The following is a 26,094-nucleotide window of genomic DNA, read 5'->3' on the forward strand; positions in this document are numbered from 1 at the left end:
TCAGATCCCCAGCTCGTGCCGGATGAAGTACCAGGCGCCCAGGCATTCGTCGGCGCCGTTCACCGCTCCGACATCGACGATGGAACAGCCGATGTCGTCGACCCGGTGCATGTCCTCGATGTCCGGCACCTCGTGCGGCACCAGCCGGCCGACCCGCCCCAGCTCCAGCTTCGCCTCCCGCAGGCTGACGGACCGGCGCTTGACCCGGTTCAGCAGGAAGGCGGCCGGGCGGCCATAGTCGCGCAGGAACTCCATCCAGGGAATGACGCTCATCTTGTCGAAGCGGCCGACCCCGGTCGGCACCAGCACCAGGTCGGCGCGGCGCAGCAGGATCTTGGTCGCTTCCGGATACAGCTCCACCGACGGCGGGGTATCGACGAAGACGATGTCGTAGCGGGTCGGGTCGATCTGGGCCAGCGCCTCGTCGATGGCCTCCAGCGTGCCTTCGTAATGGTCGATGGCGGCGACGTCGTGCGGGCGGCGCAGCTCGTGCCATTGGCCCAGCGTGCGCTGCGGATCGAAATCCAGCGTCGCCACCCGCATACCGTCCCTGGCGGCGGCCACCGCGGTGTTCTTGCAGCTGGTCGTCTTGCCGGTGCCGCCCTTGGGCGCGCTGTAGACCACCCAGCGGGCCGGCCTCTGCGCGACGCACTGTACCGGGCTATCGGCGTTGCGGTCCGCCGGCCGGGCGGGTGATTTACCGGCATCCCTGGCTGTTGACTTGCCCGCAGACCGTTTCGTGGCGACGGCGGTCGGATCGGCCATCTGTTCCCCCTGCATCGCGTGACGGCCTTCTTCTTAGCGGATCGGCCGGCGCGTCGAAAGGGCAAAGGCGGGACCTGAACCATGGAAATAGACGGTCTCTGTACCAAAGACCCGTTACCGGTAACGCCTTCCAGGCCAAATCCGTTACCGGTAACGCCTGCGGTTCAGACACGCGTGTTTCGGCCCTGTTGCCGTGCGGAAACATTCCGTCACCACTTTCGATGTTTCCGTACAAGCCGCTGATCGCTAAAATGTTTCGCACTCCAGGAATTCGGACAGGGTATTGCCTTCCCGCAAGCTTGCGCGGGCATCTCCAGGGGATTGGATCGGTAATGCGGGGATCGGGTGTGAGCGGCGTTGCGGGGAGCGGAACCAGCGGGATCGGGCACAGGCTGGCATTGCGCCGCAGCACGGCACTGGCGGGGGCGGCCCGGCTGGCGATCCTGGCGGCGGCCCTGTCGACGGCCGCCGCCCTGCCCGCCCCGGCGCTCGCCAATCCCGAAGGCGGCGTGGTGACCGAAGGCTCGGCGACGATCCAGCCCGGCGGCCCCGGCCGGCTCGACATCATCCAATCGACGTCGAAGGCGGTGATCGACTGGCGGCGCTTCGGCATCCGCGAGGGCGAGCACACCGATTTCCGGCAGCCGGACGCAGGCTCCATCACGCTGAACCGCGTGGTGGGCTCCGACCCCTCGGCGATCATGGGCCGGCTGACCGCCAACGGACAGGTCTGGCTGGTCAACCCGAACGGCATCCTGTTCGGGCCGAACGCCCGCGTCGATGTCGGCGGGCTGATCGCCACCACCCACGACATCCGCAACGACGACTTCATGGCCGGCCGCTACCGCTTCGAAGGCCGCGCCGGCTCGACCGCGACGGTGGAGAATGACGGCGCCATCACGGTGGCAGAGGCCGGGCTGGCGGCGCTGGTGGCCCCCGGCGTCTCCAACCGCGGCACCATCCAGGCGCGGCTCGGCGAGGTGACGCTGGCCTCCGGCCGGCGCTTCGTCGTCGACCTGTTCGGCGACCAGAAGATCAATCTGGCGCTGGACGCCAAGACCGATGCGCGCCCGATCGGTGCCGACGGCAAGCCGGTCGACGCGCTGGTCGAGAACAAGGGCTCGATCTTCGCCGACGGTGGCCGGGTCCAGATGACCGCATCGGCGGCCAAGGGGCTGGTCGACCGCGTCGTCAACATGTCCGGCACCGTCCAGGCCCGCCGGGTCGAGCAGCAGGGCGGCGACATCGTCCTGCTGGGCGACGGCGGCGACGTCGAGGTATCGGGCACGCTGGATGCCGACGGGCTGGGCGCCGGCCAGACCGGCGGCAGCGTCACGGTGTCGGGCGACCGCACCGGCCTGACCGCGACGGCCCGGGTCAAGGCGTCGGGCGCCGCCGGGGGCGGGGAGGTGCTGATCGGCGGCGACGTGCAGGGCGGCAAGGCATCGGCGGCGACGCTGGCCGGCTACAACATCCGCCCGGCGCGCAAGCCGGTGCCGCCGTCCGCCGTCACCGTGGTGGCTGAGGGCGCCTCGATCACCGCCGACGCCACGCAGGGCGGGACCGGCGGCAAGGTGGTGGTGTGGGCCGACGAACGCACCCGCTTCGACGGGACGATCTCCGCCCGCGGCGGGGCGGCGGGCGGAGACGGCGGCTTCGTCGAGACATCCGGCAAGCTGTCCCTGCAGGTGCGCGGCAGCGTCGATGCCCGGGCGGCAGGGGCGGGCAGGGCCGGATCCTGGCTGCTCGACCCGACCGACATCACGGTGGAATCGACCGGCAGCGACACGCTGGGCGGCGGGCTATACGACGTCTCGACCGGCACCGGCAGCATCTCCGCCACCACGATCGAAACCGCGCTGAATGCCGGAACCAGCGTCACGTTGCTGACCAGCAGCAGCGGGACGGACGACGGCGACATCACCGTCAACGAGGCCATCGGGAAGTCGGCCGGCGGCGACGCCACCCTGACGCTGAAGGCCGACCGCAACATCATCATCAACGAGAGCATCGGGTCGACCGCCGGCGCGCTGAACCTCACCCTGAATGCCGGGGCCTATACCGGCGACGGCATGGTTCGCATCAACGGCAACTCGGGCAAGACGGTGACCATCGCCACCAACGGCGGCAGCTTCATCGTCGGCGGCGGTGCCGATCCGGCGACGACCGCCACCACCGGCCTGTCCGGCCGCTATTCGCCGGTGGCCGTGAGCGAGCGGACCGGCGTCGAGTTCCGCTATGCCACCGTCACCACCGGAGCCGGCGCCATCGTCGTCAACGGTGCGGGCGGCGAGAATGACGGCGGCGAGAACCACGGCATCGCGCTTTATGACAGCCGGCTGGAGACGACGGCCGGCTCGATCACCCTGAACGGGGAGGGCGGCAACGGCATCTATTCCGGCAACAATGTCGGCGTCCTGCTGTCCGCCTCGACGCTGCAGACCGCAGGCGGCGTCGTCCATGTCACCGGCAGGGAGGGCGGGGGCGAGAGCAGCGACGGCCTGGATGCCGTCCGGATGGTCGACGGCTCCGCCATCGCCGTGCTCGGCAACGGGGCGATCTCGATCAGGGCCGGCAGCGGATCGGACGGCGACATCCTGCTGACCGGCGCCGACATCCGCACCGAAGCGGCACCGATCACCATCGAATCCGCCGGTTCACTGGTGCTGGACGACGGCACCGCCCTGCAGTCCTCCGGCGACGTCACCCTCAAGGCGGCGGCGGACGTCAGTCTGTCGGACAGCGACGTGACGACCGACGGCTCGCCGGTGACGATCGTCGGCAACAGCAGCGGACAGTACCAAGGGTCGATCATTCTGATCGGCAGCGGCATCGCCACCTCGGGCGGTGCGATCACGCTGGGCGGCGGCAGCGACCCCACGCAACATGCAACGAAGGGCGGCAGGAGCAGCGCGGCCGGCGTGACGATCGAGGCCAGCACGCTCGAGTCCGGCGGCGGTCTCATCGCGATCCGGGGCGAGGGCTCCGACTATGACGACCAGGGGCACGGCGTATCCATCACCGGCGCCTCTCGCATCGATGCCGGCACCGGGACCATCGCCATCATCGGCAAGGCGGTGTCCTCCTATGGCTGGAATGCCGGCGTGTCCATCGCAAGCACCGCCGACGGCAGCCCGACCATCCGCTCCACCTCGTCCTCGGCGGACACCATCAGGATCGTGGGCGACGCCACCGCCACGACCGCCGACGAGGCGTGGGGCGTGAAGCTCCACGGCACCGCCACGATCAGTTCGGTCGGCGGCATCGCGATCACCGGCAGGGCCGGTTCCTCGGCCGTCACCTCCGAGGTTGCCGGCATCGGGCTGGACGCCGATACCGGAGCGATCCGGATCGGGTCGAGCGGCGGTCAGGTGACGACGCAGGGGACAGCCGGGACCGGCCAGATCGCGACCAGCCTCTACAGCAACGGCGACGTGGTGATCAGCAGCGCGCCGGTGTCTCCGCCCCCTCCGCCGCCGCCACCACCTCCGCCGCCGCCGCCCCCGGTAACGCCTGTGACACCGGTGACACCGGTGACGCCCGTGACCCCGGTGTCACCGCCTCCACCTCCACCCCCTCCTCCTCCTCCTCCTCCTCCTCCCCCTCCGCCGCCGCCGCCGGTTCCGGTTCCGGACACCCCGACGACGGAGCCGACCACGGGAACGGAGACTGGCGGCACCGGAACGGGCGAAACGGACAGCGGCGGCACCGTCACGACCCCAACCACCACCAGCCCGTCCGCCGCAAGCGTGGCGAGCGCCGCGAACGTGCAGACGGCGCTTCAGACGGTGGCCCAGATCGCGACCGTCACCGCCACGGGATCGACCGCCGGCACGGCCGACAGCGGCACCGCCGGAACCACCGGCTCCGACACCGGCACCAGCGGTTCGGGCGATGCCGCATCCGGAAGCGGCACCGCCGGCACCAGCCCGCAGACGTTCCTGGCGGCGCTGGAACAGCAGGCGGCGGGGCAGGGCACCCAGGAGGCCGGCGGTCAAACCTCCGGCGGCAGCCCCACCTCGCCGCCGCCCGCGCCGCCACCCGAACCGGCGACGGTCGTGCTGGCATCGGGCCGCAGCGTCACCTTCAGCCCGGCGGCGACGGCGGCCTATGCCTCCGGCGCCACCCTGTCGCAGCCGGGACCGCAGCTGCTCGCCTCGCCGCAGGTCCAGGCGGCGGCGGGAAGCCTGATCCAGGCGGCCGGCAGCGGCGGCATGGTCCAGGCGGTGACGGCGCTGGCGACCGGCGGCCTGTCGCTGGCCGAACAGCGGGCGACGCTGGCCAGCGTCCCCGTCGCCACCCTGATCGGCGGCCTGACCGGCAGCGCCGACCCGGTGGCGGCCAGTGTCGGCACCATCCTGCAGGGCACCGCATCCGGCGCAGCCGGCGGCTACGCCCAGGTGCGGGCGGCGGTCACCCAGGCCAACCTGCCGCCCGAAGTGGCGCGCACCTATCTCGCCATGGTGCAGCGGGTGGAGCGCGAGCAGCGGACGCAGACCCTGTCCGGCGCGCTCCGCCAGCTGGTCGCCGACCCGTCGTCGGCGGACATGTTCGGCCGGCCGGGCGCGTCCTCCGCCCTGCCCAGCCTGCGGCAGGCGCGCGGCGGCCGCACCCGCGGCGGCACCATGACCCTGCGCGGCATCGTCGCCGACAGCGCCAACCTGGCGGAAGCACGGGTGAACGGCCGCTGGGTCTTCATCGACGAACAGGGCCAGTTCCGCACCAGCATCCCGGTGGAGCCGGGAGCCACCGAAGCCACCCTGACCATGACGGACGAGACCGGGGCGACCACCGAGCAGCGCATCAGCATCGACGCCGCCGCGACGGCGCCCGATCCGGCTGCCCCGCCGAAGCCGCGCAAGATCGCGCTGATGATCGCGGTCGACAGCTACCGCGACGGCGCCATTCCGGCCCTGGCGACGCCGGACGCCGACATCAAGGCGGTCGGCCAAGCGCTGAACGACCATCTCGGCTACGAGACGCGGGTGCTGCGCAACCCGACCAAGGCGCAGATCGGCGAGGCCCTGCGCAAGCTCGGCCGCGAGGTCGGCGAGCAGGATCAGGTGATGGTCTATTATGCCGGCCACGGCTATGAGCTGGCGGAGACCGGGACCGGCTATTGGCTGCCGGCCGATGCCGAGACGACCAGCGCCCGCAACTGGGTGTCGAACAACGACATCGGCCGCTTCCTCAGCCGGATGCCGGCCAAGCATGTGATGGTGGTGTCCGACAGCTGCTATTCCGGCGCCTTCACCAAGGAGCAGAAGGTCGACGCCACCCGCCTCGCCAGCGGGGAGGAGATGCGCCAGCGCCGCTCCGTCATGGCGCTGTCGTCGGGCGGCGACGAGCCGGTGGCCGACGGCGACGTGAACTCCCCCTTCGCCACGGCGCTGATGAAGCGGGTGCAGGCCCTGCCCAGGGACAGCAACGGCTACGCGCTGTACCAGACCGTCCGCGAGGACGTGACCCGGGACGCCCCGCAGACCCCGCAATATGGCGTGATCCGCACCGCCGGCTATGACGAGGGCGGCGACTTCCTGCTGGACCTGCCGGACCGGGCGATGAACTGAGCGGAGCGGGGGAGGGGGAGTTGCTGCGGCGGATGCCCCCTCCCTAACCCTCCCCCGCCAGGGCGGGAGAGGGGACTGCCGCCGCTTTGCCGATCCACGTCGCGCCGACAAGCATCCTGCCCCCTCTCCCGCCCAGCGGGGGAGGGATGGGGAGGGGGCATCCGCCGCAGCACCCACCGCATCCACCCCCCAATTTTCCCTGGCGTATAGTTTCAAAAGAAACTATATGAGCGGCAAATGGTCGCGGCCCGCCGGCCGCCCCGCATCGCCCACCCACCGGCCATGGGAGCTGACCGCATGACGTCCCCCGCCTTCACCTACCAGTCCGGCTTCGGCAACGAATTCGCGACGGAGGCGCTGCCCGGCGCGCTGCCGGCCGGCCGGAACTCGCCGCAGCGTCCGCCCTACGGCCTCTATGCCGAACAGATCAGCGGCACCGCCTTCACCGCCCCCCGCGCGCACAATCGCCGCTCCTGGCTGTACCGCATCCGCCCGGCGGTGATGCACGAGCCGTTCCACCCGCTCGGGTCCGGCCTGCTGACCAACCGCTTCGACGAGCTGCCGGCCCCGCCGACCCAGCTGCGCTGGAACCCGCCGCCGATGCCCGACGAACCGACCGACTTCGTCGCCGGCCTCGTCACCATGGGCGGCAACGGCGGCCCCTCGGCGCAGACCGGCTGCGGCATCCATCTCTATGCCGCCAACCGGTCGATGGAAGGCCGCTTCTTCTACGACGCCGACGGCGAACTGCTGATCGTGCCGCAGCAGGGCCGGCTGCGCCTGTTCACCGAGCTGGGCGCCATCGAGGTCGAACCGCAGGAGGTCGCGCTGGTGCCGCGCGGCCTGCGCTTCCGGGTCGAGCTGCCGGACGGGACGGCGCGCGGCTATGTCTGCGAGAATTTCGGCGCCCCCTTCCGCCTGCCGGACCTCGGCCCCATCGGCTCCAACGGGCTGGCCAACCCGCGCGACTTCCTCACCCCCGTCGCCCGCTACGAGGACATCGACGGCGATTTCGAGCTGGTGGCGAAGTTCGACGGCCATCTGTGGAGCGCCCGCATCGGCCATTCGCCGCTGGACGTGGTGGCGTGGCACGGCAACCACGCGCCCTGCAAATACGACCTGCGCCGCTTCAACACCATCGGCTCGATCAGCTTCGACCATCCCGACCCGTCGATCTTCCTGGTGTTGCAATCGCCCAGCGACACGCCCGGCGTCGACAGCATCGACTTCGTCGTCTTCCCGCCGCGCTGGCTGGTGCAGGAGGACAGCTTCCGGCCGCCCTGGTTCCACCGCAACGTCGCCAGCGAGTTCATGGGCCTGATCCATGGCGTCTACGACGCCAAGGAGGAGGGGTTCCTGCCCGGCGGCGCGTCCTTGCACAATTGCATGAGCGGCCACGGGCCGGATGCCGAGACCTTCGCCAAGGCGACCGCCGCCGACACCTCTCGGCCGCAGCGGATCGCCGACACCATGGCCTTCATGATCGAGACCCGCGCCGTCATCCGCCCGACGCGCCACGCACTGGAAACCGCCGAGCTTCAGCACGATTATCACCGCTGCTGGCAGGGGCTGGCGAAGCGCTTCGATCCGACCCGGCCTTGAGCCGGGGCGGGGAGCCGCCGCCGGCCGCCGTCCCCCGGTCATGTGACGTTTTGTCTCGACGGCACGCGCGCGGCCTTCCACACTGCGCCCGTGCCGATCCTTGGGACAGGCAGGGGGAGGGGGCCGATGAAGACCGACGATGGCGGGACCGGTGCGGAGGGCAGGGGCGACGCCCGTTCGCTGCTCGACCGGATGATCGACCGGCTGACGGTGCAGCGCGACGCGCTGGCCTGGGCGGAGCGTGCCGTCGCCGGCCGCGACGGCTTGGTGCTGGAGGTGGGCTTGGGCAAGGGCCGCACCTTCGACCATCTGCGCCACCTGTTCCCGCCACGCGACATCCTGGTCTTCGACATGTGGGTCCGCGTGCCGCCGGAGCTGACCCCGGACGGCGACCGGCTGTTCGTCGGCGACTTCCAGGCGACCATGCCGGCGGCGGCGGAGCACTTCGGCCGCTGCGCCCGGCTGGCCCATGCCGATTTCGGCAGCACCGACCGCGGCCATGACGCAAGGCAGGCGGCATGGCTGGCGCCGCTGATCGACGCGCTGATGCTGCCCGGCGGCATCGTCCTGTCCGACCGCCCGCTGGAGCGGCCCGGCTGGACCCGGCTCGACCTGCCGGCCGACGAGCGCTGGACCTACCATGCCTGGCGGGTGGAGGGCTGACCGGCCGTGACCGCCGCACTGGCAAACGGCAGCCCCCAAGCCAATCTTCCTTGCCGCGCAATTTCGCCCGTCGAGGCGGCCCGCTCCGGCCGCGATGCTGAAGGCCATTGATGGATCGCAATATTTTTCAGTTCATTTGGAAATACAGCGGCCGCCAGCAGGTCCTGCTCGCCCTGTTGACGATCGCCTCCTTCCCGGTGCTCTACGCCTCGCTGGAACTGCCGAAGATCATCGTCAACCAGGCGCTGTCCGACCCCCAGCCCGAACGCACCATCCTGGGCGTCGCCATGGGGCCGGTGACCTATCTGCTGGTGCTGTGCTGCGGCTTCCTGGCGCTGGTGCTGGCCAACGGCGCCTTCAAGATGCGCATCAACACCTTCAAGGGGGTGGTGGGGGAACGGCAGGTTCGGCGCCTGCGATTCATGCTGCTGGACCGCATGCTGCGCTTCCCGCTGCCCCACTTCTCCAAAGTCAGCCAGGGCGAGTTGATCTCCACCGTCGCGGCGGAGACGGAACCGCTGGCCGGCTTCATCGGCGACGCCTTCGCCCAGCCGCTCTACCAGGGCGGCACGATGCTGACGATCCTGCTGTTCCTGTTCATCCAGCAGCCGACCATCGGGCTGGTGTCGATCGCCCTCATCCCGGTGCAGGCCTACATCATCCCGAAACTCCAGATCAAGGTGAAGATGCTGGGGAAGGACCGGGTGCGCAAGGTCCGTCAACTGTCCGAGCGAATCGGCGAAAGCGTCGAGAACATCCGCGAGGTCCGGGTCAACGGCACCATCCGCTACGTCCTGGCCGATTTCTCGCGGTATCTCGGCAGCATCTACTGGATCAGGCTCGAAATCTACAAGCGCAAGTATTTCGTCAAGTTCCTCAACAACTTCATCAACCAGATAACGCCCTTTTTCCTGTTCTCCATCGGCGGCTATCTGGTGTTGCAGGGCGACCTGACCATCGGCGCGCTGGTCGCCGCCCTGTCGGCCTTCAAGGATCTGACGGCGCCCTGGAAGGAGCTGCTCGACTATTACCAGAACATGATCGACGCCCAGATCAAGTACGAGCAGATCTCCGACCAGTTCTCGCCCCCCTTCCTGTTCGACTGGGCCGCGCCGACGCCCGCCACCCCGCCCGACCTCAAGGCGCCGCTGCGGCTGGAGGCGGTGACCTGGGCCAACGAGTATGGCGACCGCATGCTGCACCGGCTGTCGCTGGAGGTGCCGCCGGGCGCGCTGGTCGGCATCGCCGGCACCAACGCCCTGGCGCTCCGCCGTCTGGCCGAGCTGCTGGTGCGGCTGTCGCCGCCGACCTCCGGCCGGATCGTCATCGGCGACCAGCCGCTGGACGCCATTCCGCTGGAACTGCTGGGCCGCCGCATGGCCTATGCCAGCCCGGAGCCGCGCATGTTCACCGGCAGCATGATGCAGAACATCACCTACGGCCTGCGCCACCGCCCGCCGCCCGACGATCCGGAAACGATGACCCCCGCCCGCCGGCGCGAGATCGAGGAGGCCGAGGCGTCGGGCAATTCCGTCGACAGCATGGACGGGATCTGGACCGATTTCGCCATGGTCGGCGCCACCGACTGGGCGAGCATGCGCCCCTGGTTCATGCAATGCCTGGCGGCGACCGGCGGCGAGGCCGCGGTCTACCAGCGCGGCCTGCGCGAGGTGTTCGACCCCGAAGATTACCCCTTCGTCGCCCAGCCGCTGCTGCGCGCCCGCCACTGGCTGCGGGACGCGATCGCCGAACGCGGGCTGGACACGCTGCTGGCCCGGTTCGAGCGCGACCGCTTCAACCCCTATGCCAGCCTGGCGGAGAACATGCTGTTCGGCCTGCCGGACGGCAGGCGGCTGACCGTCGCCCGCATGGTCGCCGACCCCACCATCCGCGCCCTGATGGAGGCGCACGGGCTGTGGGACAGCGCGGTGCGCATCGGCCGCCGCTTCGCCATGCGGGTGGTCGGCGTCTATCGCGACAGCGCCGACGGCGACGTCATGATCATGCGCTATCCGCACATCGACGACGCCCTGTTCGAGGAGCTGGTGGAGGCGGTCACCCGCCTGAAGCGCCGCGGCGAACGGCCGCAACGCCTCCACCAGGAGGCCGACACGCTGCTGTTCGCCACCATGTTCCTGATGATCGTGCCCAAGCGCGACGGCATGGACTTCGCACCCCCGCCGGAACGCGAGACGATCATGACGATCCGCCGCCGCCTGCTGGCGGACATGCCGCAGGAGCTGCGCGGCAAGGTCGCCATCTTCGACCCGGATCTCTACCACCCGCGCCTGAACGTGATGGACAATCTGCTGTTCGGCCGCATCACCACCGAGGATCCGCGGTCGATCACCCAGCTCCGTTCCCTGGTGGACGAGGCGCTGGAGCGGACCGACTCGCGGGCCTTCGTGCTGATCCTGGTGACGCTGGGCGAGGTCGGCATCGGCGGCTCGCTGCTGCCGATCAGCGTGCGGCAGCGGTTGCAGCTGGTCCGCGGGCTGACGAAGAAGCCCGACATCTTCGTGATCTACCAGGCGCTGAACAGCTACGATCCGGACGAACGGCTGCGCATCTTCCTGCGCATGAAGGAGCTTCTGCCGGCGATGACCCTGATCGTGCTGGAGGAGCGCATCGCCGACCACCCGGCCTTCGACGCGCTCTACGACCTGGAGGACGGCCGGCTGGTGCCGCGCGGCCAACGGCGTGCCGACATGGACGAGGACACCATGCCCGGCGAGACCGAGGACACCGACGAGCCGGCGCTGCGCCTGCTGTCGCGCTCCTCCGTCTTCTCCGACCTGCCGGAAGCGATGCTGCGCCGGATGCTGGCGGCGTCGGAATGGCGCACCGTTTCGGCCGGCGACTTCATCTACCGCAGCGGCGACCAGTCGGAATTCGTCTTCGTCCTGGCGGACGGCGAGGCGGAACTGGTCCGCCTGATGCCGGACAACCAGCCGCCGCTGCACATCGCCTACATCAAGCCGCCGGAGGTGATCGGCGAGCTGGAGCTGCTGGCCGGGGTGCGGCGCTTCTCGACGATCCGGGCGCGCACCGACCTGCGCCTGCTGCGGCTCGACGGGGCGACCATCCAGCGCCTGCTGCCGTCGGTTCCCGACCTGCCGATGCGGGTCATCCAGCAGATCGGCAAGCGCCTGACCAGCGAGGCGCCGGCGGGCTCGGCGCCGGCCACTCCGGCCCCCGTCCTGCAGGCCAAAACCGCCGAAAGCAATCGATCCGAAATGGAAGCACGATGGGATGGTCGCGATGGGGCAGGGGCATCATTCATCCCCTCTCCCCCCCGGGGAGAGGGTTAGGGTGAGGGGTATGCGTGGCGTGGCCGCCCCGAGAATCCTCGCCGTGCGTCCCCCTCACCCCGCCCCTCTCCCCGCTTTCGGCGGACCGGAGGTCCGCCTGTCGCGTCAGCGCAAACGTCGTTTGCGCGTGAGCGGGGGGGAGAGGGGGTTTGGGCAATGGTCATGCCGATACGCCGTCGGCCTGGAGACACCAAGATGCTGAAGGTGGAGGATCTGTCGATCCGGTTCCGCAACGCCCCGGGCGGCCGGCCGGTGGTGGACGGCGTCGGCTTCTCGGTCGGGGCGGGGCAGAGCATCGCGCTGGTCGGCGAATCCGGTTCGGGCAAGACGCTGACCTGCCGCAGCATCCTCGGCATCCTGCCCCGCGGGGCGGAGGTGTGTGGCGGCTCCATCCGCTTCGGCCGGGGGGAGGATGCCGCCGACCTGCTGCGGCTGTCCCGCGCCGGCCTGCGCGACATCCGCGGCAGCCGCATCTCGATGATCTTCCAGGAACCGATGAGCGCGCTGTCGCCGCTGCACACCATCGGCGACCAGACGATGGAGGTGCTGCGGCTGCACGGCCACTGCACCCGCGCCGCCGCCCGCGAGCGCTGCCTCGCCATGTTCGAGCGGGTGGGCTTCCCCGATCCCGGCCGCGCCTTCCGTTCCTACCCGTTCCAGCTGTCGGGCGGCCTGCGCCAGCGGGCGATGATCGCCATGGCGATGGTGGCCCGGCCGCAGCTGCTGATCGCCGACGAGCCGACCACCGCGCTCGACGTCACGCTCCAGGCCCAGGTTCTGCAACTGATCAAGGCGCTCCAGGCCGAGACCGGCATGGCGGTGCTGCTGGTCACCCATGACCTGGGGGTGGTCGCCAACATGGCCGACGCGGTGGTGGTGATGCGCGCCGGCCGGGTGATGGAATCGGGATGTTGCGCCGACGTGCTGGGCCGGCCGCTGCACGGCTACACCCGCAAGCTGATGGCCGCCGCCCCCTCGATCCCCGAGATGGTCTGCCCGCTTCCCGACGACGGCCCGCCCGACGCCATCCTGGAATTCCACGGCGTCGCCAAGACCTACGAGCGCGGCGCGGCGCGGGTGCGGGCGCTGGACGGGATCGACCTGTCGGTCCGCCGGGGCGAGACGCTGGCCATCGTCGGAGAGTCAGGATCAGGCAAGACGACGCTGGCCCGGCTCGCCATGCTGGCGGAGCGGCCCGATCCCGGCGGCCGCCTGCTGTTCCGGGCATCCGCCGGGGAACCGCCGCTCGACCTGCTCTCCGCCGCCGGGGCGGAGCTGACCGCCTACCGCCGCCGGGCCCAGATGGTGTTCCAGGATCCCTATGCCTCCCTCAGCCCGCGCATGAGCGTCGGCGAGATCATCGCCGAGCCGCTGGCGATCCACGGCGTCTGCGACCGCGGCGAGCGGAAGCGGCGGGTGCGGGCGCTGATGGAACAGGTCGGGCTCGACCCCGCCTGTGCCAGCCGCTACCCGCATGCCTTTTCCGGCGGCCAGCGCCAGCGCATCGGCATCGCCCGCGCGCTGGCGCTGGAGCCGCGGCTGCTGATCTGCGACGAGCCGACCTCGGCGCTCGACGTGTCGGTGCAGGCGCAGGTGCTCGACCTGCTGGAATCGATCAAGCGGCGGCTCGGCCTCAGCCTGCTGTTCATCTCGCATGATCTGGCGGTGGTGGCGCGGCTGGCCGACCGGGTCGCGGTGATGCGGGCCGGCCGGGTGATGGAGCAGGCGCCGCCCGCCATCCTGTTCTCCGCCCCGCTGCACCCCTACACCCGCGCGCTGATCGCCGCCTCGCCGGAGCCGGACGTCGACCGCCCGATCGACATCGCCACCGTCGCGCTCGGCGCCGGCGCCCCCGACCTGTGGCCCGAGCCGTTCCGCACCTCCCCCGGCGGTGCCCCGCCCCCCCTGGTCGAGACGGCGCCCGGCCATTTCGTCCGGGGCCATCTGACGAGGCGGGCGGCATGAGACGCCTCCTCCTCCTGCTCCTGCTCCTCGCCCTTGCCACCCCCGCCGCCGCCTTCACCCCGCAGGAGCCGGCGCTGCTGCGCGACCAGGTGATCTACGGCCTGCTGCCGCCGGTCCGCCAGCGCATGCCGGACGAGCCGCTGATCGTCGATCTCGCCGCCAAGGGGCGCGAGTTCGGCCGCTCCGGCGGCTGGATCCGCAGCTTCATCACCCAGCGGCGCAACAGCCGCATCGCCGTGCTCTACGGCTATGCCCGGCTGGTCGGCTACGACCGGAACCGCGAGCTGGTGCCCGACATCCTGAAGGATGTGACGGTGGTGGACGGGCGCGACTTCACGCTCACCCTGCGCGCCGGCCACCGCTGGTCCGACGGCGCCCCCTTCACCAGCGACGACATCCGCTACTGGTGGGAGGACATCGCCAACGACCCCATGCTGTCGCCCTCGGGTCCGCCGCGCTTCATGCTGGTCGACGGCAAGCCGCCGGAGGTCAGCTTTCCCGACGCGGTCACCGCCCGCTTCCGCTGGCAGGAGCCCAACCCCTTCTTCCTGCCCACGCTGGCCGCAGCCCGGCCGCCCTTCATCTACCGCCCGGCCCATTACCTGAAGCGCTTCCACGCCCGCTACACCGCGGAGGCGGAGCTGGCGCCGCTGCTGGCCAAATACAAGGTCCGCAACTGGGCGGCCCTGCACAACGCCCGCGACGACATGTTCCGGATGGAGAACCCGGAGGAGCCGACGCTCCAGCCCTGGATGGCGCTGTCGAAGGGCACCGGCAACCATCTGCTGTTCCAGCGCAACCCCTACTACCACCGCTTCGACGCGCGCGGCATGCAGCTGCCCTACGCCGACGGGCTCGACATCACGGTGATGGGCGGCGGGCTGATCCCGGCGCAGGTCGCCACCGGCAAGGCCGACCTCCAGGCCGAGGGGCTGACCTTCTCGCAGGTGCCGGTCCTGGTGGCGGGGGAGGGCGGCGGCAACTACCGCACCCTGCTGTGGCCGGAGGGCAAGGCGGCGGAGATCGCCCTCTACCCCAACCTGAACTACAACGACCCGGTCTGGCGCGCCCTGCTGCGCGACGTGCGCTTCCGCCGCGCCCTGTCGATGGCCATCGACCGCCGGATCGTCAACCGCTCGCTCTTCTTCGGGCTGGCCTATGAGAGCGGCGTCGACGTGCTTCCCGTCAGCCCGCTCTACAAGCCGGAGCGCCGGGGGGTGTGGACCGGCTACGACCCGAAGCAGGCGTCAGCCCTGCTGGATGCCATCGGGCTGACGCGCAAGCGCGGCGAGCTGTACCGCGACCTGCCGGACGGCCGCCCGCTGGAGGTGATCGTCGAGACGGCGGGCGAGAAGCCGGAGGTGGCGGACGCCCTCCAGATCATCGCCGAGACCTGGCGCGACATCGGCGTCCGGCTGCTGGTGCGCACGGTCGACCGCGACGTGCTGCGCAACCGCGTCTATGCCGGCCAGACGATGATGGCGGTGTGGGGCGGCTGGGACAACGGCGTGCCCGACTCCCACAGCAGCCCGGAGGAGCTGGCCCCGATGACCCAGGAGAATTTCAGCTGGCCGAAATGGGGGCAGTATTACCAGACCTCCGGCAGCGCCGGCGAACCCATCGACCTGCCGATCGCCCAGGAGCTGATGGATCTGGCCCGGCGCTGGCGCCGCACCACCGACGAGACCGAGCGGCGCGCCCTGTGGTCGGCGCTGCTCGACATCCACGCCGACCAGATCTTCGCCATCGGCGTGGTGTCGAAGACGCCGCAGCCGATCGCGGTGGCCGACCGGCTGCTGAACGTGCCGGACAAGGGGCTGTGGCTGTGGGATCCCGGCGCCTATCTCGGCATCTACCGGCCCGACGAGTTCTATTTCGCCGACGCCCGCCCGGCCGATCCGGAGCCGGCCGGTGTCCACCGGCGGGAGGACTGACCGCCCATGCTGCGCTTCATCCTGCACCGCCTGCTGGTGATGGTGCCGACGCTGGCCGTGGTGTCGATGCTGATCTTCACCGTCATCAACCTGCCGCCCGGCGACTATCTGTCCAACCAGATCGCCGAGCTGCGCGCCACCGGCCAGGAGGCCGGGCTGGCCAAGGCGGAGTTCCTGCGCCGCGAATATGCGCTGGACCGGCCGCTGCCCGAACAATATCTGGTCTGGGTCGGCCTCTGGCCGGGGCCGAACGGCTTCAACGGCCTGCTGCAGGGCGATCTCGGCTGGTCGTTCGAGTTCAACCGGCCGGTGGCCGAGGTGGTGGGCGAAACCCTGTGGTTCACCGTCATCCTCAACCTCGCCGCCGTGCTGTTCGTCTATCTGGTGTCCTTCCCGCTTGGATCGCTGGCGGCGATCCGCGCCAACAGCTGGGTCGATTACCTCGCCGCCACCATCGGCTATATCGGGCTGGCGACCCCAAATTTCCTGCTGGCGCTGATCCTGCTCTATTACGGCCAGAAATGGCTCGGCCTGCCGATCGGCGGGCTGATGGATGCCCAGTACGAGGACCAGCCGATGAGCTGGGCCAAGATCGGCTCGGTGCTGGAACACCTGATCGTGCCGACCATCGTCATCGGCCTGTCCGGCACCGCCGCGATGGTGCGCCGCCTGCGCGCCAACCTGCTGGACGAGCTCGGCAAGCCCTATGTCGTCACCGCCAAGGCCAAGGGCGTGCCGCCGCTGCGCCGGCTGGCGCGCTATCCGCTGCGCATGGCGCTGAACCCCTTCGTCTCCGACATCGGCTCGCTGCTGCCGTCGCTGGTGTCGGGATCGGTGCTGATCTCGGTGGTGCTGAGTTTGCCGACCATCGGGCCGGCGCTGCTGGAGGCGCTGCGGGCGCAGGACATCTTCCTGTCGGGCTTCATCCTGATGTTCATCTCGCTTCTCGTGCTGGTCGGCATGCTGATCTCCGACATCGCGCTCGCCCTGCTCGACCCCCGCATCCGGCTCGGCAAGGGAAGGAAGGCGCGGTCATGAAAGGCACCGGCATGAAGGACCCGGGCATGAAGGACGCGGGCACGGGCGGCGGCTGGACCCATTACGTCGACAGCCGGCCCTATCCCGACCCGGAACGGCCGGACGGGCCGGCGACCCGCTTCGACGCGCAGGCCTCCGCCGGGCGGCTGATGCTGCGGCGCTTCCTGCGCCACCGGCTGGCGGTGCTGGCCGCGCTGTTCCTCGGCCTTTCCTATCTCAGCCTGCCCTTCGTCGACTTCCTCGCCCCCTACGGCGCCAACGAACGCGACGTCGAGCATCTCTATGCCCCGCCGCAGGGGGTCCACCTGTTCCACGAGGGCCGCTTCGTCGGCCCCTTCGTCTATCCGACCACCGGCCGGCCCGACCTGAAGGAGTATCGCTGGCGCTACGAGGTCGACGACAGCCGGCCGATGCCGCTGGAGTTCTTCTGCCAGGGCGCCCCCTACCGTTTCCTGGGGCTGGTGGAGGCGCGGATGCGGCTGGTCTGCCCGCCGGAGGGGGCGACCCTGCACCTGCTGGGCACCGACCGGCTGGGCCGGGACATGCTGTCGCGCCTCGCCATCGGGGCGCAGCTGTCGCTGACCGTCGGGCTTCTGGGCATCGCCGTGTCCTTCGTCATCGGCATCACGCTGGGCGGGATGGCGGGCTATTTCGGCGGCTGGATCGATGCCGGGGTGCAGCGCCTGTCGGAGATCCTGAAATCCCTGCCGGAGCTGCCGCTGTGGCTGGCGCTGTCGGCCGCGGTGCCGGCGCAATGGAGCCCGGTGACGGTGTTCCTGTGCATCTCCGTCATCCTCGGGCTGCTCGACTGGCCGTCGCTGGCCCGCGCGGTGCGCTCGCGCTTCCTGGCTCTGCGCGAGGAGGATTTCGTCATGGCGGCGGAGCTGATGGGCGCCAGCCCGGCGCGGATCATCCGCCGCCACCTGCTGCCCAACTTCGCCAGCCACCTGCTGGCCAGCGCCACCCTGTCGATCCCGGCGATGATCCTGGGCGAGACGGCGCTGTCCTTCCTCGGGCTCGGCCTGCGCCCGCCGGCGACCAGCTGGGGGGTGATGCTGAACGACGCCCAGAACCTGATGGCGGTGGAAACCTATCCCTGGGTGTCATTGCCGATGCTCCCGGTGATCCTCGTCGTATTGTCCTTCAACTTCTTCGGCGACGGGCTGCGTGATGCGCTGGATCCCTATCATGGCGATTGAAAGCGGGGCGGGGGGACGGCGGGGGCGGCGCGGGCCGGACACCGCATCTATGCAAAAAGGCATAGGTGGTTTGCTAAGGCTCGGCCGGAAGTCGGCTTGATGCGCAGCACAATCCATGTGAGGGGTTCTGTCCAGGCTGGAGCACTGCCGCCGGTGCCTGGACAAGCCCCGCAACCACCAGGGCCGAGCCGGTCCTCAGACGAACGCAGCGATTTGTTCTGCAACGGATTTTCGGTTCCGAAGCATAGCTGAAGCGGAGTGTCCGAGCATGCACCAGCCACAGCCCCCCCTTCGGTCCATCCATCCCGACCGGACGCCGCCGCGCATCCTGCTCTACAGCCACGACACCTTCGGGCTGGGGCATCTGCGGCGGTCGCGGACGATCGCCCAGGCCCTGGTCTCGGCCTTTCCCGACGCCTCGGCACTGATCCTGACGGGATCCCCCGTCGCCGGCCGCTTCGATTTTCCGGAGCGGGTCGACCATGTCCGGCTGCCGGGCGTGGTCAAGACGCAGGATGGCGGCTACACCGCGCGCAACCTGGGACTGCCGATCGAGGAGACCACCGGCATCCGGGCGGAGATCATCCGGGCGACGGCCCGCGCCTTCCGCCCGACGCTCGCCATCGTCGACAAGGAACCGACCGGCCTGCACGGCGAGTTCCTGCCGGCGCTGGAGGAGATGCGGGCGGCCGGCGACACCCGCATCGTGCTCGGCCTGCGCGACGTGCTGGACGCGCCCGAAGCGCTCCAGCCGGAATGGGAGCGCAAGGAGGCGATGGCCGCCGTCGACCGCTATTACGACCAGCTGTGGATCTACGGCCTGCCGCAGATCTACCGCCCGCTCGACGGGCTGGACCTGCCGCCGGAGATCGCCGGCCGGGTGCGCTACACCGGCTATCTGCGGCGCGAGCCGACGGAGGGCACCGCCGGCCGGGCCGGGGATCACTCCGTGGGGGAACCTTATGTGCTGGTGACGCCCGGCGGCGGCGGCGACGGCGCCGCCCTGGTGGATTGGACCATCGCCGCCTACGAGGCCGATCCCGGCCTGGGGCCCCGCGCCCTGATCGTCTACGGCCCCTTCCTGGAGGATTCCCGCCGCAGGGAGTTCGCCCGCCGGATCCGCCGGCTGAAGGGGCGGGTCGAGGCGCTGGATTTCCATTCCCGCATGGAAAACCTCTATGCCGGCGCGGTCGGCGTGGTGGCGATGGGCGGCTACAACACCTTCTGCGAGATCCTGTCCTTCGACAAGCCGTCGGTGCTTGCCCCGCGCACCCGCCCGCGGCTGGAGCAACGCATCCGCGCCGAGGCGGCGGAGGCGCTGGGCCTGCTCCGCACGCTGGACAGCGACCGCGACGGCGCCGACCCGCTGGCGATGGCCGCCGCCATCCGCGCGCTGCCCGGACAGCCGCCGCCGACGGCCAGCCCGCTGCCCGGACTGCTCGGCGGACTGGACCGCATCGTCGCGCTGACGCGCGAGCTGCTGGGCGCCGATGCCGCGGACGAGGCCGCCTGCGTGACGCCGATCCGCCGGGCCGCGGCCAGCCTCTCCCGCGCGGGCCTGGGCAGCCGCGCATGATGCCGGGACAGGGAACGGACGGACGGTTATCCGGGTCGCCGCTGGCCGTCGTGGTGAAGGGATACCCCCGCCTGTCGGAGACCTTCATCGCCCAGGAGCTTCTCGCCTTCCAGGAACGCGGGATCGATCTGGCGATCTGGTCGCTGCGCCATCCGACCGACACCCGCCGCCACGCCCTGCACGACCGCATCACCGCCCCGGTCCATTACCTGCCGGAATATCTGCGCGACGAGCCGCGGCGGGTGCTGCGCGCGCTCGGCCTGCTGGTCCGCCGCCATCCGGCCCGCCTCGGGCGGACGGCGCTCACGTGGCTGCGCGACCTGATGCGCGACCGCAGCGCCAACCGGGTGCGCCGCTTCGGGCAGGCGCTGGTCCTGGCGGCGGAGCTGCCGGCCGGCACCCCGTTCATCTACGCCCATTTCCTGCACACGCCGGCCTCGGTCGGGCGCTATGCCGCGGCGATCCGCGGCATCGGCTGGGGCTTCTCCGCCCATGCCAAGGACATCTGGACCACGCCGGAGTGGGAGAAGCGCGAGAAGCTGGCCGACGCCCGCTTCGGCGCCACCTGCACCGCGGTCGGGGCGGCCCATCTGCGCGGGCTGGCGGCGGAGCCGGGGCGCATCGACCTCGTCTATCACGGCCTCGACCTCGGCCGCTTCCCGGCCCCGCCCGACCGGACGGCCGCAGCAGTGCCGCAGGACGGCACCGCCCCCGACCGCGCGGTGGAAATCCTGTCGGTCGGCCGGCTGGTGGAGAAGAAGGGCTACGACCGGCTGCTCGACGCGCTGGCGATGCTGCCGGACGGCCTGCACTGGCGGCTGGTCCATATCGGCTCGGGCGACCTCAAGCAGGCCCTGCGCGCCCAGGCCGAACGGCTGGGGCTGACGGAGCGCATCGACTGGCGCGGCTCGCAGGACCAGGCGGCGGTGATCGCGGCGCTGCGGCGGGCCGACCTGTTCGTGCTGACCAGCGTGGTGGCCGGCGACGGCGACCGCGACGGGCTGCCCAACGTGCTGATGGAGGCGGCGAGCCAGCGCCTCGCCATCCTGTCGACCGCGGTGGCGGCGATCCCCGAATTCATCGCCGACGGCGTGCACGGCCTGCTGACCGACGGCAGCCCGCCCGCCGTCGCCGCCGGCCTCGAACGGCTGGCCGCCGACCCGGCGCTGCGCCGGCGCCTGGGCGACGCCGCCTATGACCGGCTGCGCGCCGAATTCGGCATGACCGCCGGCATCGACCGTCTGGTCCGCCGGCTGGAGGAGGCCGCGGCGTGACCGGTTCCCCTCAGTCCTCCATCGCCTCCCCCGTCGCCTTCTATGCCCCGCTGAAGCCGATCGACCATCCGGTTCCCTCCGGCGACCGCCAGATGGCGCGGCTGCTCCTGCGCGCGCTGGAGCGGGCGGGCGCCGCCGTGGAGGTCGCGAGCGGCCTGCGCGTCTATGACGGCACCGGCGACGCGGTGATCCAGGCCAGCCTGAAGGTCGCCGCCGGGGTCGAACGCGACCGGCTGCGGGCGCTCTATGCCGCCGATCCGGCGCGGCGCCCGGCGCTGTGGCTCAGCTACCATGTCTATTACAAGGCGCCCGACCTGATCGGGCCGGCGATGGCGCGCACGCTCGGCATCCCCTATGTGGTGGTGGAGGCGACCCGCGCCCGCAAGCGGCTGACCGGCCCCTGGGCCGGCTTCGCCGCCGCCGCCGAGGCGGCCGTCGAGGCGGCCGACCTCGTGCTCTGCGTCAGCGCCCGCGACCGCCGGGCGGTGGAGGACTACGCCCCTCCCGGCCAGCGCGTGGCGATGCTGCCCCCCTTCCTCGACCTGCCCGCCGCGGTTCCCTCCGATCCGCCGCCGCAGCCCCGGCCCGCGCGCCTGCTGACCGTCGCCATGATGCGGCCGGGCGACAAGCTGGCCTCCTACCGGCTGCTGGCGAGCGCGCTCGCCCGGCTGGCCGACCTGCCCTGGACCCTCGACATCGTCGGCGACGGCGCCGCGGCGTGGGAGGTGGCGGCGCTGTTCGCCCCCTTCGGCGAGCGGGTGCGCCGCCACGGCGCCTGTCCGCCCGACGGGCTGGCCGGGCATTACCGCGCCGCCGACCTGATGCTGTGGCCCGGCCTGAACGAGGCCTTCGGCATGGTCTATCTGGAGGCGCAGGCCCATGGCGTCCCGGTGGTCGCGGTCGACGGCCCCGGCCCCGCCACCGTCATCCGCGACGGCATCGGCGGACGGCTGACCGGCCCGGCGCCGGAGGCGTATGCCGCGGCGGTGGCCGACCTGCTGGCCGACCCGGCAACCCTGTCGACGCTGCGCGGTACGGCCCGCGCCTATGTCGAGGCGCATCACGGCCTGGGCACGGCGGCGGAGCGGCTGCGCGCCCTGCTGTCCGGCCTGACGGTCGCGGCCGCAGCATGATCCGGCTGGCCTTCCTGCGCCATGGCGTCACCGGCTGGAACCGGGAAGGGCGCATCCAGGGCCGCACCGACATCCCGCTCGACGCGGAGGGCCGCGACCGTCTCGACCGCCTCGCCCTGCCGGAGGCGTGGCGCGACGCCGTCCTCCATGCCAGCCCGCTGTCGCGCGCGGTGGAGACGGCGCGGCGGCTCGGCGGCGGACGCCCGGTGCGCACCGACGCCCGGCTGATCGAGATGGATTGGGGCGCCTGGGAGGGCCGGCACGGCGCCGCGCTGCGCGCCGATCCGGCCAGCGGCTACCGCGACATCGAGCAATGGGGCTGGGACTTCCGCCCGCCCGGCGGCGAGAGCCCGGCCGACCTGCGCGACCGCCTGACCGGCTGGCTGAAGGAGCTGGCGAGCGAGCGGGCCGGGGAGGGGGCAGGGGAGGGGGCCGGCGCGCATCTGGTCGTCAGCCATATCGGCGTGATGCGGGTGGCGCTGGCGCTCGCCTGGAGCTGGGACTTCCGCGGCCCGCCGCCGGTGCCGGTCAAGCGCGAGCGGCTGTATGCGATGACGCTCGCCGCCGACGGCACCCTGCGGCCGGCCGGCGAGCGGACCGGGGAACGCCTGCCATGCCTCTGATGCCCGCACGTCTCATGCCCAATCGTCTCATGCCCAATCGTCTCATGATCGTCGTCACCCATCTGCTGGGCACCGGCCATCTCAGCCGCGCGCTCGCGCTGGCCGAGGCCTTCGCCGGTCGCGGCTGGAGCGTCGACGTCGTCAGCGGCGGACGCCCGGCCCCCCATCTCGGCAGCGGGGGGGCGACCCTGCACCAGCTGCCACCGCTGGCGAGCGACGGGGCCGACTTCGCCACGCTGCTCGCGGCCGACGGCAGCCCGGCCGATGCCGGCACCTTCGCGGCGCGGCGGGCGATGCTGACCGGCCTGTTCGACCGGCTGCGTCCCGACGTGCTGATCACCGAACTGTTCCCCTTCGGCCGCCGCGCGCTCGCCGCCGAGTTCGACGCCCTGCTGGAGCGCGCCCGCGCGCAAACCCGCCCGCCGCTCACATTGGCGTCGGTGCGCGACATCCTGGCTCCGCCCTCCAAGCCGGCGCGGGTGGCGGAGACGGAAGGGCGGCTGGCGCGCTTCTACGACGGGGTGCTGGTCCATTCCGACCCCGCCGTCGTGCCGCTGGAGGACAGCTGGCCGCTGACCCCGGCGATGCGGCCGCTGCTGCGCTACACCGGCTTCGTCGTCCCGCCGCCGCCGGCAGCGGACGGCGGCACGGACGGGCAGGGCGAGATCCTGGTCACTGCCGGCGGCGGGCCGGTCGGCCGCCCGCTGTTCGAGGCCGCCGCCCGCTGCGCCGCCTCCGGCGCGCTTCCCCATCGCTGGCGCCTGCTGGTGGCGAAGGACGATTGGGCGGGTGACGGGGCGCCGGCCGCCCGGCTGCGCGCGATGGCGCCGCCCGGCCGGCTGGTGGTGGAGCCGGTGCGTCCCGACTTCCGCGCCCTGCTGGGCCGCGCCGCCGCCGCGGTCGGGCGCTGCGGCTACAACACCGCGCTCGACTGCCTCACCGTCGGCGTCCCCAGCGTCTTCTGTCCCTTCGAGGACGGCAAGGAGGTCGAACAGACCATGCGCGCCGCCATCCTGGCCCGCCGCCCCGGCATCGCCATGCTGCGCGAGGCGGAGCTGACGCCCGACAGCCTCGCCCGCGCCCTGGCCTCCGTCCTCGGCCGGCGCATCCCGCCGCTCGATCCGGCGTCGCTGGCCGGCGCGGCGCGCAGCGTCGGGATCGTCGAAACCCTGCTGGCGGAGAAACGCCGATGACCGGTTGGAGCGAGAACGGCTGGAGCGCGGTCGAGGACGAGCTGGCGCGCTGGAGCGGCCTCGGCCGGCGCTGCGCGCTGTGGCTGCGCGACGACGACGCGGTTGCCGCCGGGCCGGCGCTCGACCGGCTGCTGTCCCGCACGGCCGGGGCCGGCATCCCGCTCGGCCTCGCCGTCATCCCGGCCGATGCGCAGCCGTCGCTGGCCGGGGCGCTGGCCGGGGCGCTGGCCGGCAGCATGCACGTCACCCCGCTGGTCCATGGCTGGTCCCATGCCGACCATGCCGCTCCCGGCGCCAAGAAGTGCGAGTTCGGCCCCGAACGCCCCGCCGCGGTCCGCCGGGACGACGCCGAACGCGGCCTGCACGCCTTGCGCGCCCTGTTCGGCGAGCGGCTGCTGCCGCTGTTCGTGCCGCCCTGGAACCGCATGGCCGCCGACATGCCCGCCCTGCTGGCCGCCGCCGGCTATCATGCCGTGTCGGGCTTCGGCCCGGCGCCGCGCCGGCGCGACGGCCTCGCCTGGGTCAACACCCACCTGGATCTGATCGACTGGCGCGGCGGCCGCTCGGCGGTGGCGCCGGACGCGCTGCTCGCCGGCCTGCTGCGCGAGCTGCGCGACAGGCGGGAGGGCCGGCGGGACGCGCTGCGCGACCCGGACGAGCCCATCGGCCTGCTGAGCCATCACCGCGTCCACGATGCGGCGATCTGGGATCTGCTGGACCGCCTGCTCGACCGTCTCGCCGGCCATTCGGCCTTGGTCTGGCCGTCCATCGCCGACCTCTCCCGGACCTGATCGGGGAATCGGGGAGCAGCGGACCCCTGCGGCGACGATCAAGCCGCCGCGGTCGTTGAAGCGGCGAATTTCCTGGCAAGGTCAATGAATGCCTTGAACGCGGCGGACGAGTGTCGCCGGCTGGGATAGTAGAGGCAAAGCTGTTCCAGTGGCGGAGTCCAGTCTTCGAGGATGCGAACCAGGCGGCCGGCGGCAAGGTCGCCTTGAACGTCGGACTCCATGAAGAATCCGATCCCCACATCCTCCAGCACCGCCATGCGGGCGAGGCTGGCCTCGTCCAGGGTGATCGGGCCGTCCACGTCGATCTGGACCGGCTGTCCACCCTTCTCGAACTGCCAGCGGAAAAGCGCTCCATTGGGCAGCCTTACGCGGATGCACGGATGGGAAAGCAGGTCGGAGGGCGATCTCGGCCGGTCCCTGGTCCGGAAATAGCCCGGTGATGCAACCACCGCATACCGGCGGCGCGGACCGAGCTGCACCGCGATCATGTCGCTGGGGACGAGGTCCGCGGTGCGGATGCCGAGATCGAAGCCGTCCGCGACGATGTCGACGAGCCGGCCCTCGGTGACGAGGTCGACATGGACCTGCGGATAGAGCCGCAGGAACTGGAGCAGGAGCGGAAGGATCTCACGCGCGGCCGCGGCAAAGCCATTGATGCGCAAGACGCCCGATGGCGTGTCCTGCTGCGACCGGGCGGTTTCCATCGCCTCATGGATGTCCTGGAGCGCCGGGCCGATTCTGTCCACGAACTGCCGCCCGGCGTCGGTCAGGGAGACGCTGCGGGTCGTGCGATTGAACAGGCGGACCCCAAGCTCCCGCTCCAGCTTGCCGATCGCGTTGCTGAGCGCCGTGGTCGACATGCCGAGTTCCAGCGCAGCCGCGCGGAAGGATCCACGGCGCATGATGGCGACCACCGAATCCAGCTCGATCAATCCATTGCGCATGATTGTCCCGATTGTCGTGACGGTACATCCCGGTTTATCCCGGTTATGCCGATACGGGTCCAGTCGTAATCTGTCAGGACATCAGGTCGGGATGGACGGCGCCACAGCTTCGGAAGGCTCTTGGTGCCGTCTTCTCCGGACAGGGCCGAAAGATGACGACGGAGATGACCATGACCATCGAACTGCCCGGTGCGATTGCCGGCTATTTCGCTGCCGACGCAACCAGGGATGCCGACCGCGTTGCCCGGTGTTTCACCCGGGACGCCGTGGTGAGGGATGAAGGAAAGACACATCGCGGGCGCGACGCCATCCGGTCATGGAAGGCGGACACCTCGACCGCCTACAGCTACACCGTCGCCCCCTTCGCCATCGCGACCGAGGGCGGCCGAACGGTGGTGACAAGCCGCCTGGAAGGCAATTTCCCGGGCAGCCCCACGAACCTGCGCTATTTCTTCGTCCTGGATGGCGACGGGATCGCCGGGCTGGAGATCGTTCCATGACCGGAGTCGATCG

17 protein-coding genes are annotated in these 26,094 nt (G+C 71.2%); 15 read left to right on the forward strand and 2 right to left on the reverse strand.

Translation table 11 applies throughout. The features are described 5' to 3' along the window. Positions 1–765 carry a ParA family protein gene (locus tag AL072_RS23040; RefSeq protein WP_245636986.1) on the reverse strand — a complete coding sequence of 255 codons (765 nt, stop codon included), beginning with the start codon at positions 763–765 and terminating at the stop codon, positions 1–3. A 347-nt stretch (positions 766–1,112) separates the two neighbouring features. Between AL072_RS23040 and AL072_RS36030 the strand changes: the two genes are divergently transcribed. The 14 genes from AL072_RS36030 (at position 1,113) to AL072_RS23110 (ending at position 24,637) form a co-directional block, all read left to right on the forward strand. Continuing rightward, on the forward strand, positions 1,113–6,335 hold the full coding sequence (locus tag AL072_RS36030) for a two-partner secretion domain-containing protein (RefSeq protein ID WP_281178700.1): 5,223 nt from the start codon (positions 1,113–1,115) through the stop codon (positions 6,333–6,335). A 297-nt stretch (positions 6,336–6,632) separates the two neighbouring features. Next, the gene (gene hmgA / locus AL072_RS23050) at positions 6,633–7,937 is read left to right on the forward strand and encodes a homogentisate 1,2-dioxygenase (RefSeq protein ID WP_045583754.1); all 1,305 of its coding nucleotides are present in this window, start codon (positions 6,633–6,635) and stop codon (positions 7,935–7,937) included. A 126-nt stretch (positions 7,938–8,063) separates the two neighbouring features. Continuing rightward, positions 8,064–8,600, forward strand: a complete 537-nt coding sequence (locus tag AL072_RS23055) for a class I SAM-dependent methyltransferase (protein WP_045583753.1) — start codon at positions 8,064–8,066, stop codon at positions 8,598–8,600. Between the two features lie 110 nt (positions 8,601–8,710). Next, positions 8,711–11,911, forward strand: coding sequence for an ABC transporter transmembrane domain-containing protein (locus AL072_RS23060; protein ID WP_045583752.1), 3,201 nt, complete (start codon positions 8,711–8,713; stop codon positions 11,909–11,911). Between the two features lie 195 nt (positions 11,912–12,106). Continuing rightward, positions 12,107–13,876, forward strand: a complete 1,770-nt coding sequence (locus tag AL072_RS23065) for an ABC transporter ATP-binding protein (RefSeq protein ID WP_144428354.1) — start codon at positions 12,107–12,109, stop codon at positions 13,874–13,876. After that, positions 13,873–15,810, forward strand: a complete 1,938-nt coding sequence (locus AL072_RS23070; protein ID WP_045583751.1) for an ABC transporter substrate-binding protein — start codon at positions 13,873–13,875, stop codon at positions 15,808–15,810. Before AL072_RS23065 ends, AL072_RS23070 begins: the two co-directional genes overlap by 4 nt. A 6-nt stretch (positions 15,811–15,816) precedes the next feature. After that, a complete protein-coding gene (locus AL072_RS23075) occupies positions 15,817–16,848 on the forward strand; it encodes an ABC transporter permease (protein WP_045583750.1) in 1,032 nt (343 codons plus the stop codon). Beyond that, a complete protein-coding gene (locus AL072_RS23080) occupies positions 16,845–18,047 on the forward strand; it encodes an ABC transporter permease (protein ID WP_245636987.1) in 1,203 nt (400 codons plus the stop codon). The genes AL072_RS23075 and AL072_RS23080 overlap by 4 nt, the downstream gene beginning before the upstream one ends. A 268-nt stretch (positions 18,048–18,315) precedes the next feature. Beyond that, the gene (locus tag AL072_RS23085) at positions 18,316–19,623 is read left to right on the forward strand and encodes a glycosyltransferase family protein (protein ID WP_045583749.1); all 1,308 of its coding nucleotides are present in this window, start codon (positions 18,316–18,318) and stop codon (positions 19,621–19,623) included. Continuing rightward, a complete protein-coding gene (locus tag AL072_RS23090; protein WP_045583748.1) occupies positions 19,620–20,897 on the forward strand; it encodes a glycosyltransferase in 1,278 nt (425 codons plus the stop codon). The genes AL072_RS23085 and AL072_RS23090 overlap by 4 nt, the downstream gene beginning before the upstream one ends. Continuing rightward, the gene (locus tag AL072_RS23095) at positions 20,894–22,030 is read left to right on the forward strand and encodes a glycosyltransferase family 4 protein (RefSeq protein ID WP_045583747.1); all 1,137 of its coding nucleotides are present in this window, start codon (positions 20,894–20,896) and stop codon (positions 22,028–22,030) included. The genes AL072_RS23090 and AL072_RS23095 overlap by 4 nt, the downstream gene beginning before the upstream one ends. Further along, positions 22,027–22,653, forward strand: coding sequence for a histidine phosphatase family protein (locus tag AL072_RS23100; RefSeq protein WP_045583746.1), 627 nt, complete (start codon positions 22,027–22,029; stop codon positions 22,651–22,653). The genes AL072_RS23095 and AL072_RS23100 overlap by 4 nt, the downstream gene beginning before the upstream one ends. 29 nt (positions 22,654–22,682) lie before the next feature. After that, positions 22,683–23,846 carry a glycosyltransferase family protein gene (locus AL072_RS23105; protein WP_045584000.1) on the forward strand — a complete coding sequence of 388 codons (1,164 nt, stop codon included), beginning with the start codon at positions 22,683–22,685 and terminating at the stop codon, positions 23,844–23,846. After that, positions 23,843–24,637: a polysaccharide deacetylase family protein gene (locus AL072_RS23110; protein ID WP_045583745.1), complete on the forward strand. Its 795-nt coding sequence runs from the start codon at positions 23,843–23,845 to the stop codon at positions 24,635–24,637. Before AL072_RS23105 ends, AL072_RS23110 begins: the two co-directional genes overlap by 4 nt. Before the next feature lie 38 nt (positions 24,638–24,675). Here the strand turns inward: AL072_RS23110 and AL072_RS23115 are convergent, their stop codons facing one another. Further along, complete coding sequence (locus AL072_RS23115; RefSeq protein WP_245636988.1) at positions 24,676–25,569, reverse strand: LysR family transcriptional regulator; 894 nt, start codon at positions 25,567–25,569, stop codon at positions 24,676–24,678. Between the two features lie 182 nt (positions 25,570–25,751). Here AL072_RS23115 and AL072_RS23120 point away from each other — a divergent pair, with 182 nt between their 5' ends. Further along, positions 25,752–26,081, forward strand: coding sequence for a nuclear transport factor 2 family protein (locus AL072_RS23120; RefSeq protein ID WP_045583999.1), 330 nt, complete (start codon positions 25,752–25,754; stop codon positions 26,079–26,081). Positions 26,082–26,094: the final 13 nt, after the last annotated feature.

It is taken from the genome of Azospirillum thiophilum (assembly GCF_001305595.1).
Taxonomy (GTDB): Bacteria; Pseudomonadota; Alphaproteobacteria; order Azospirillales; family Azospirillaceae; genus Azospirillum; species Azospirillum thiophilum.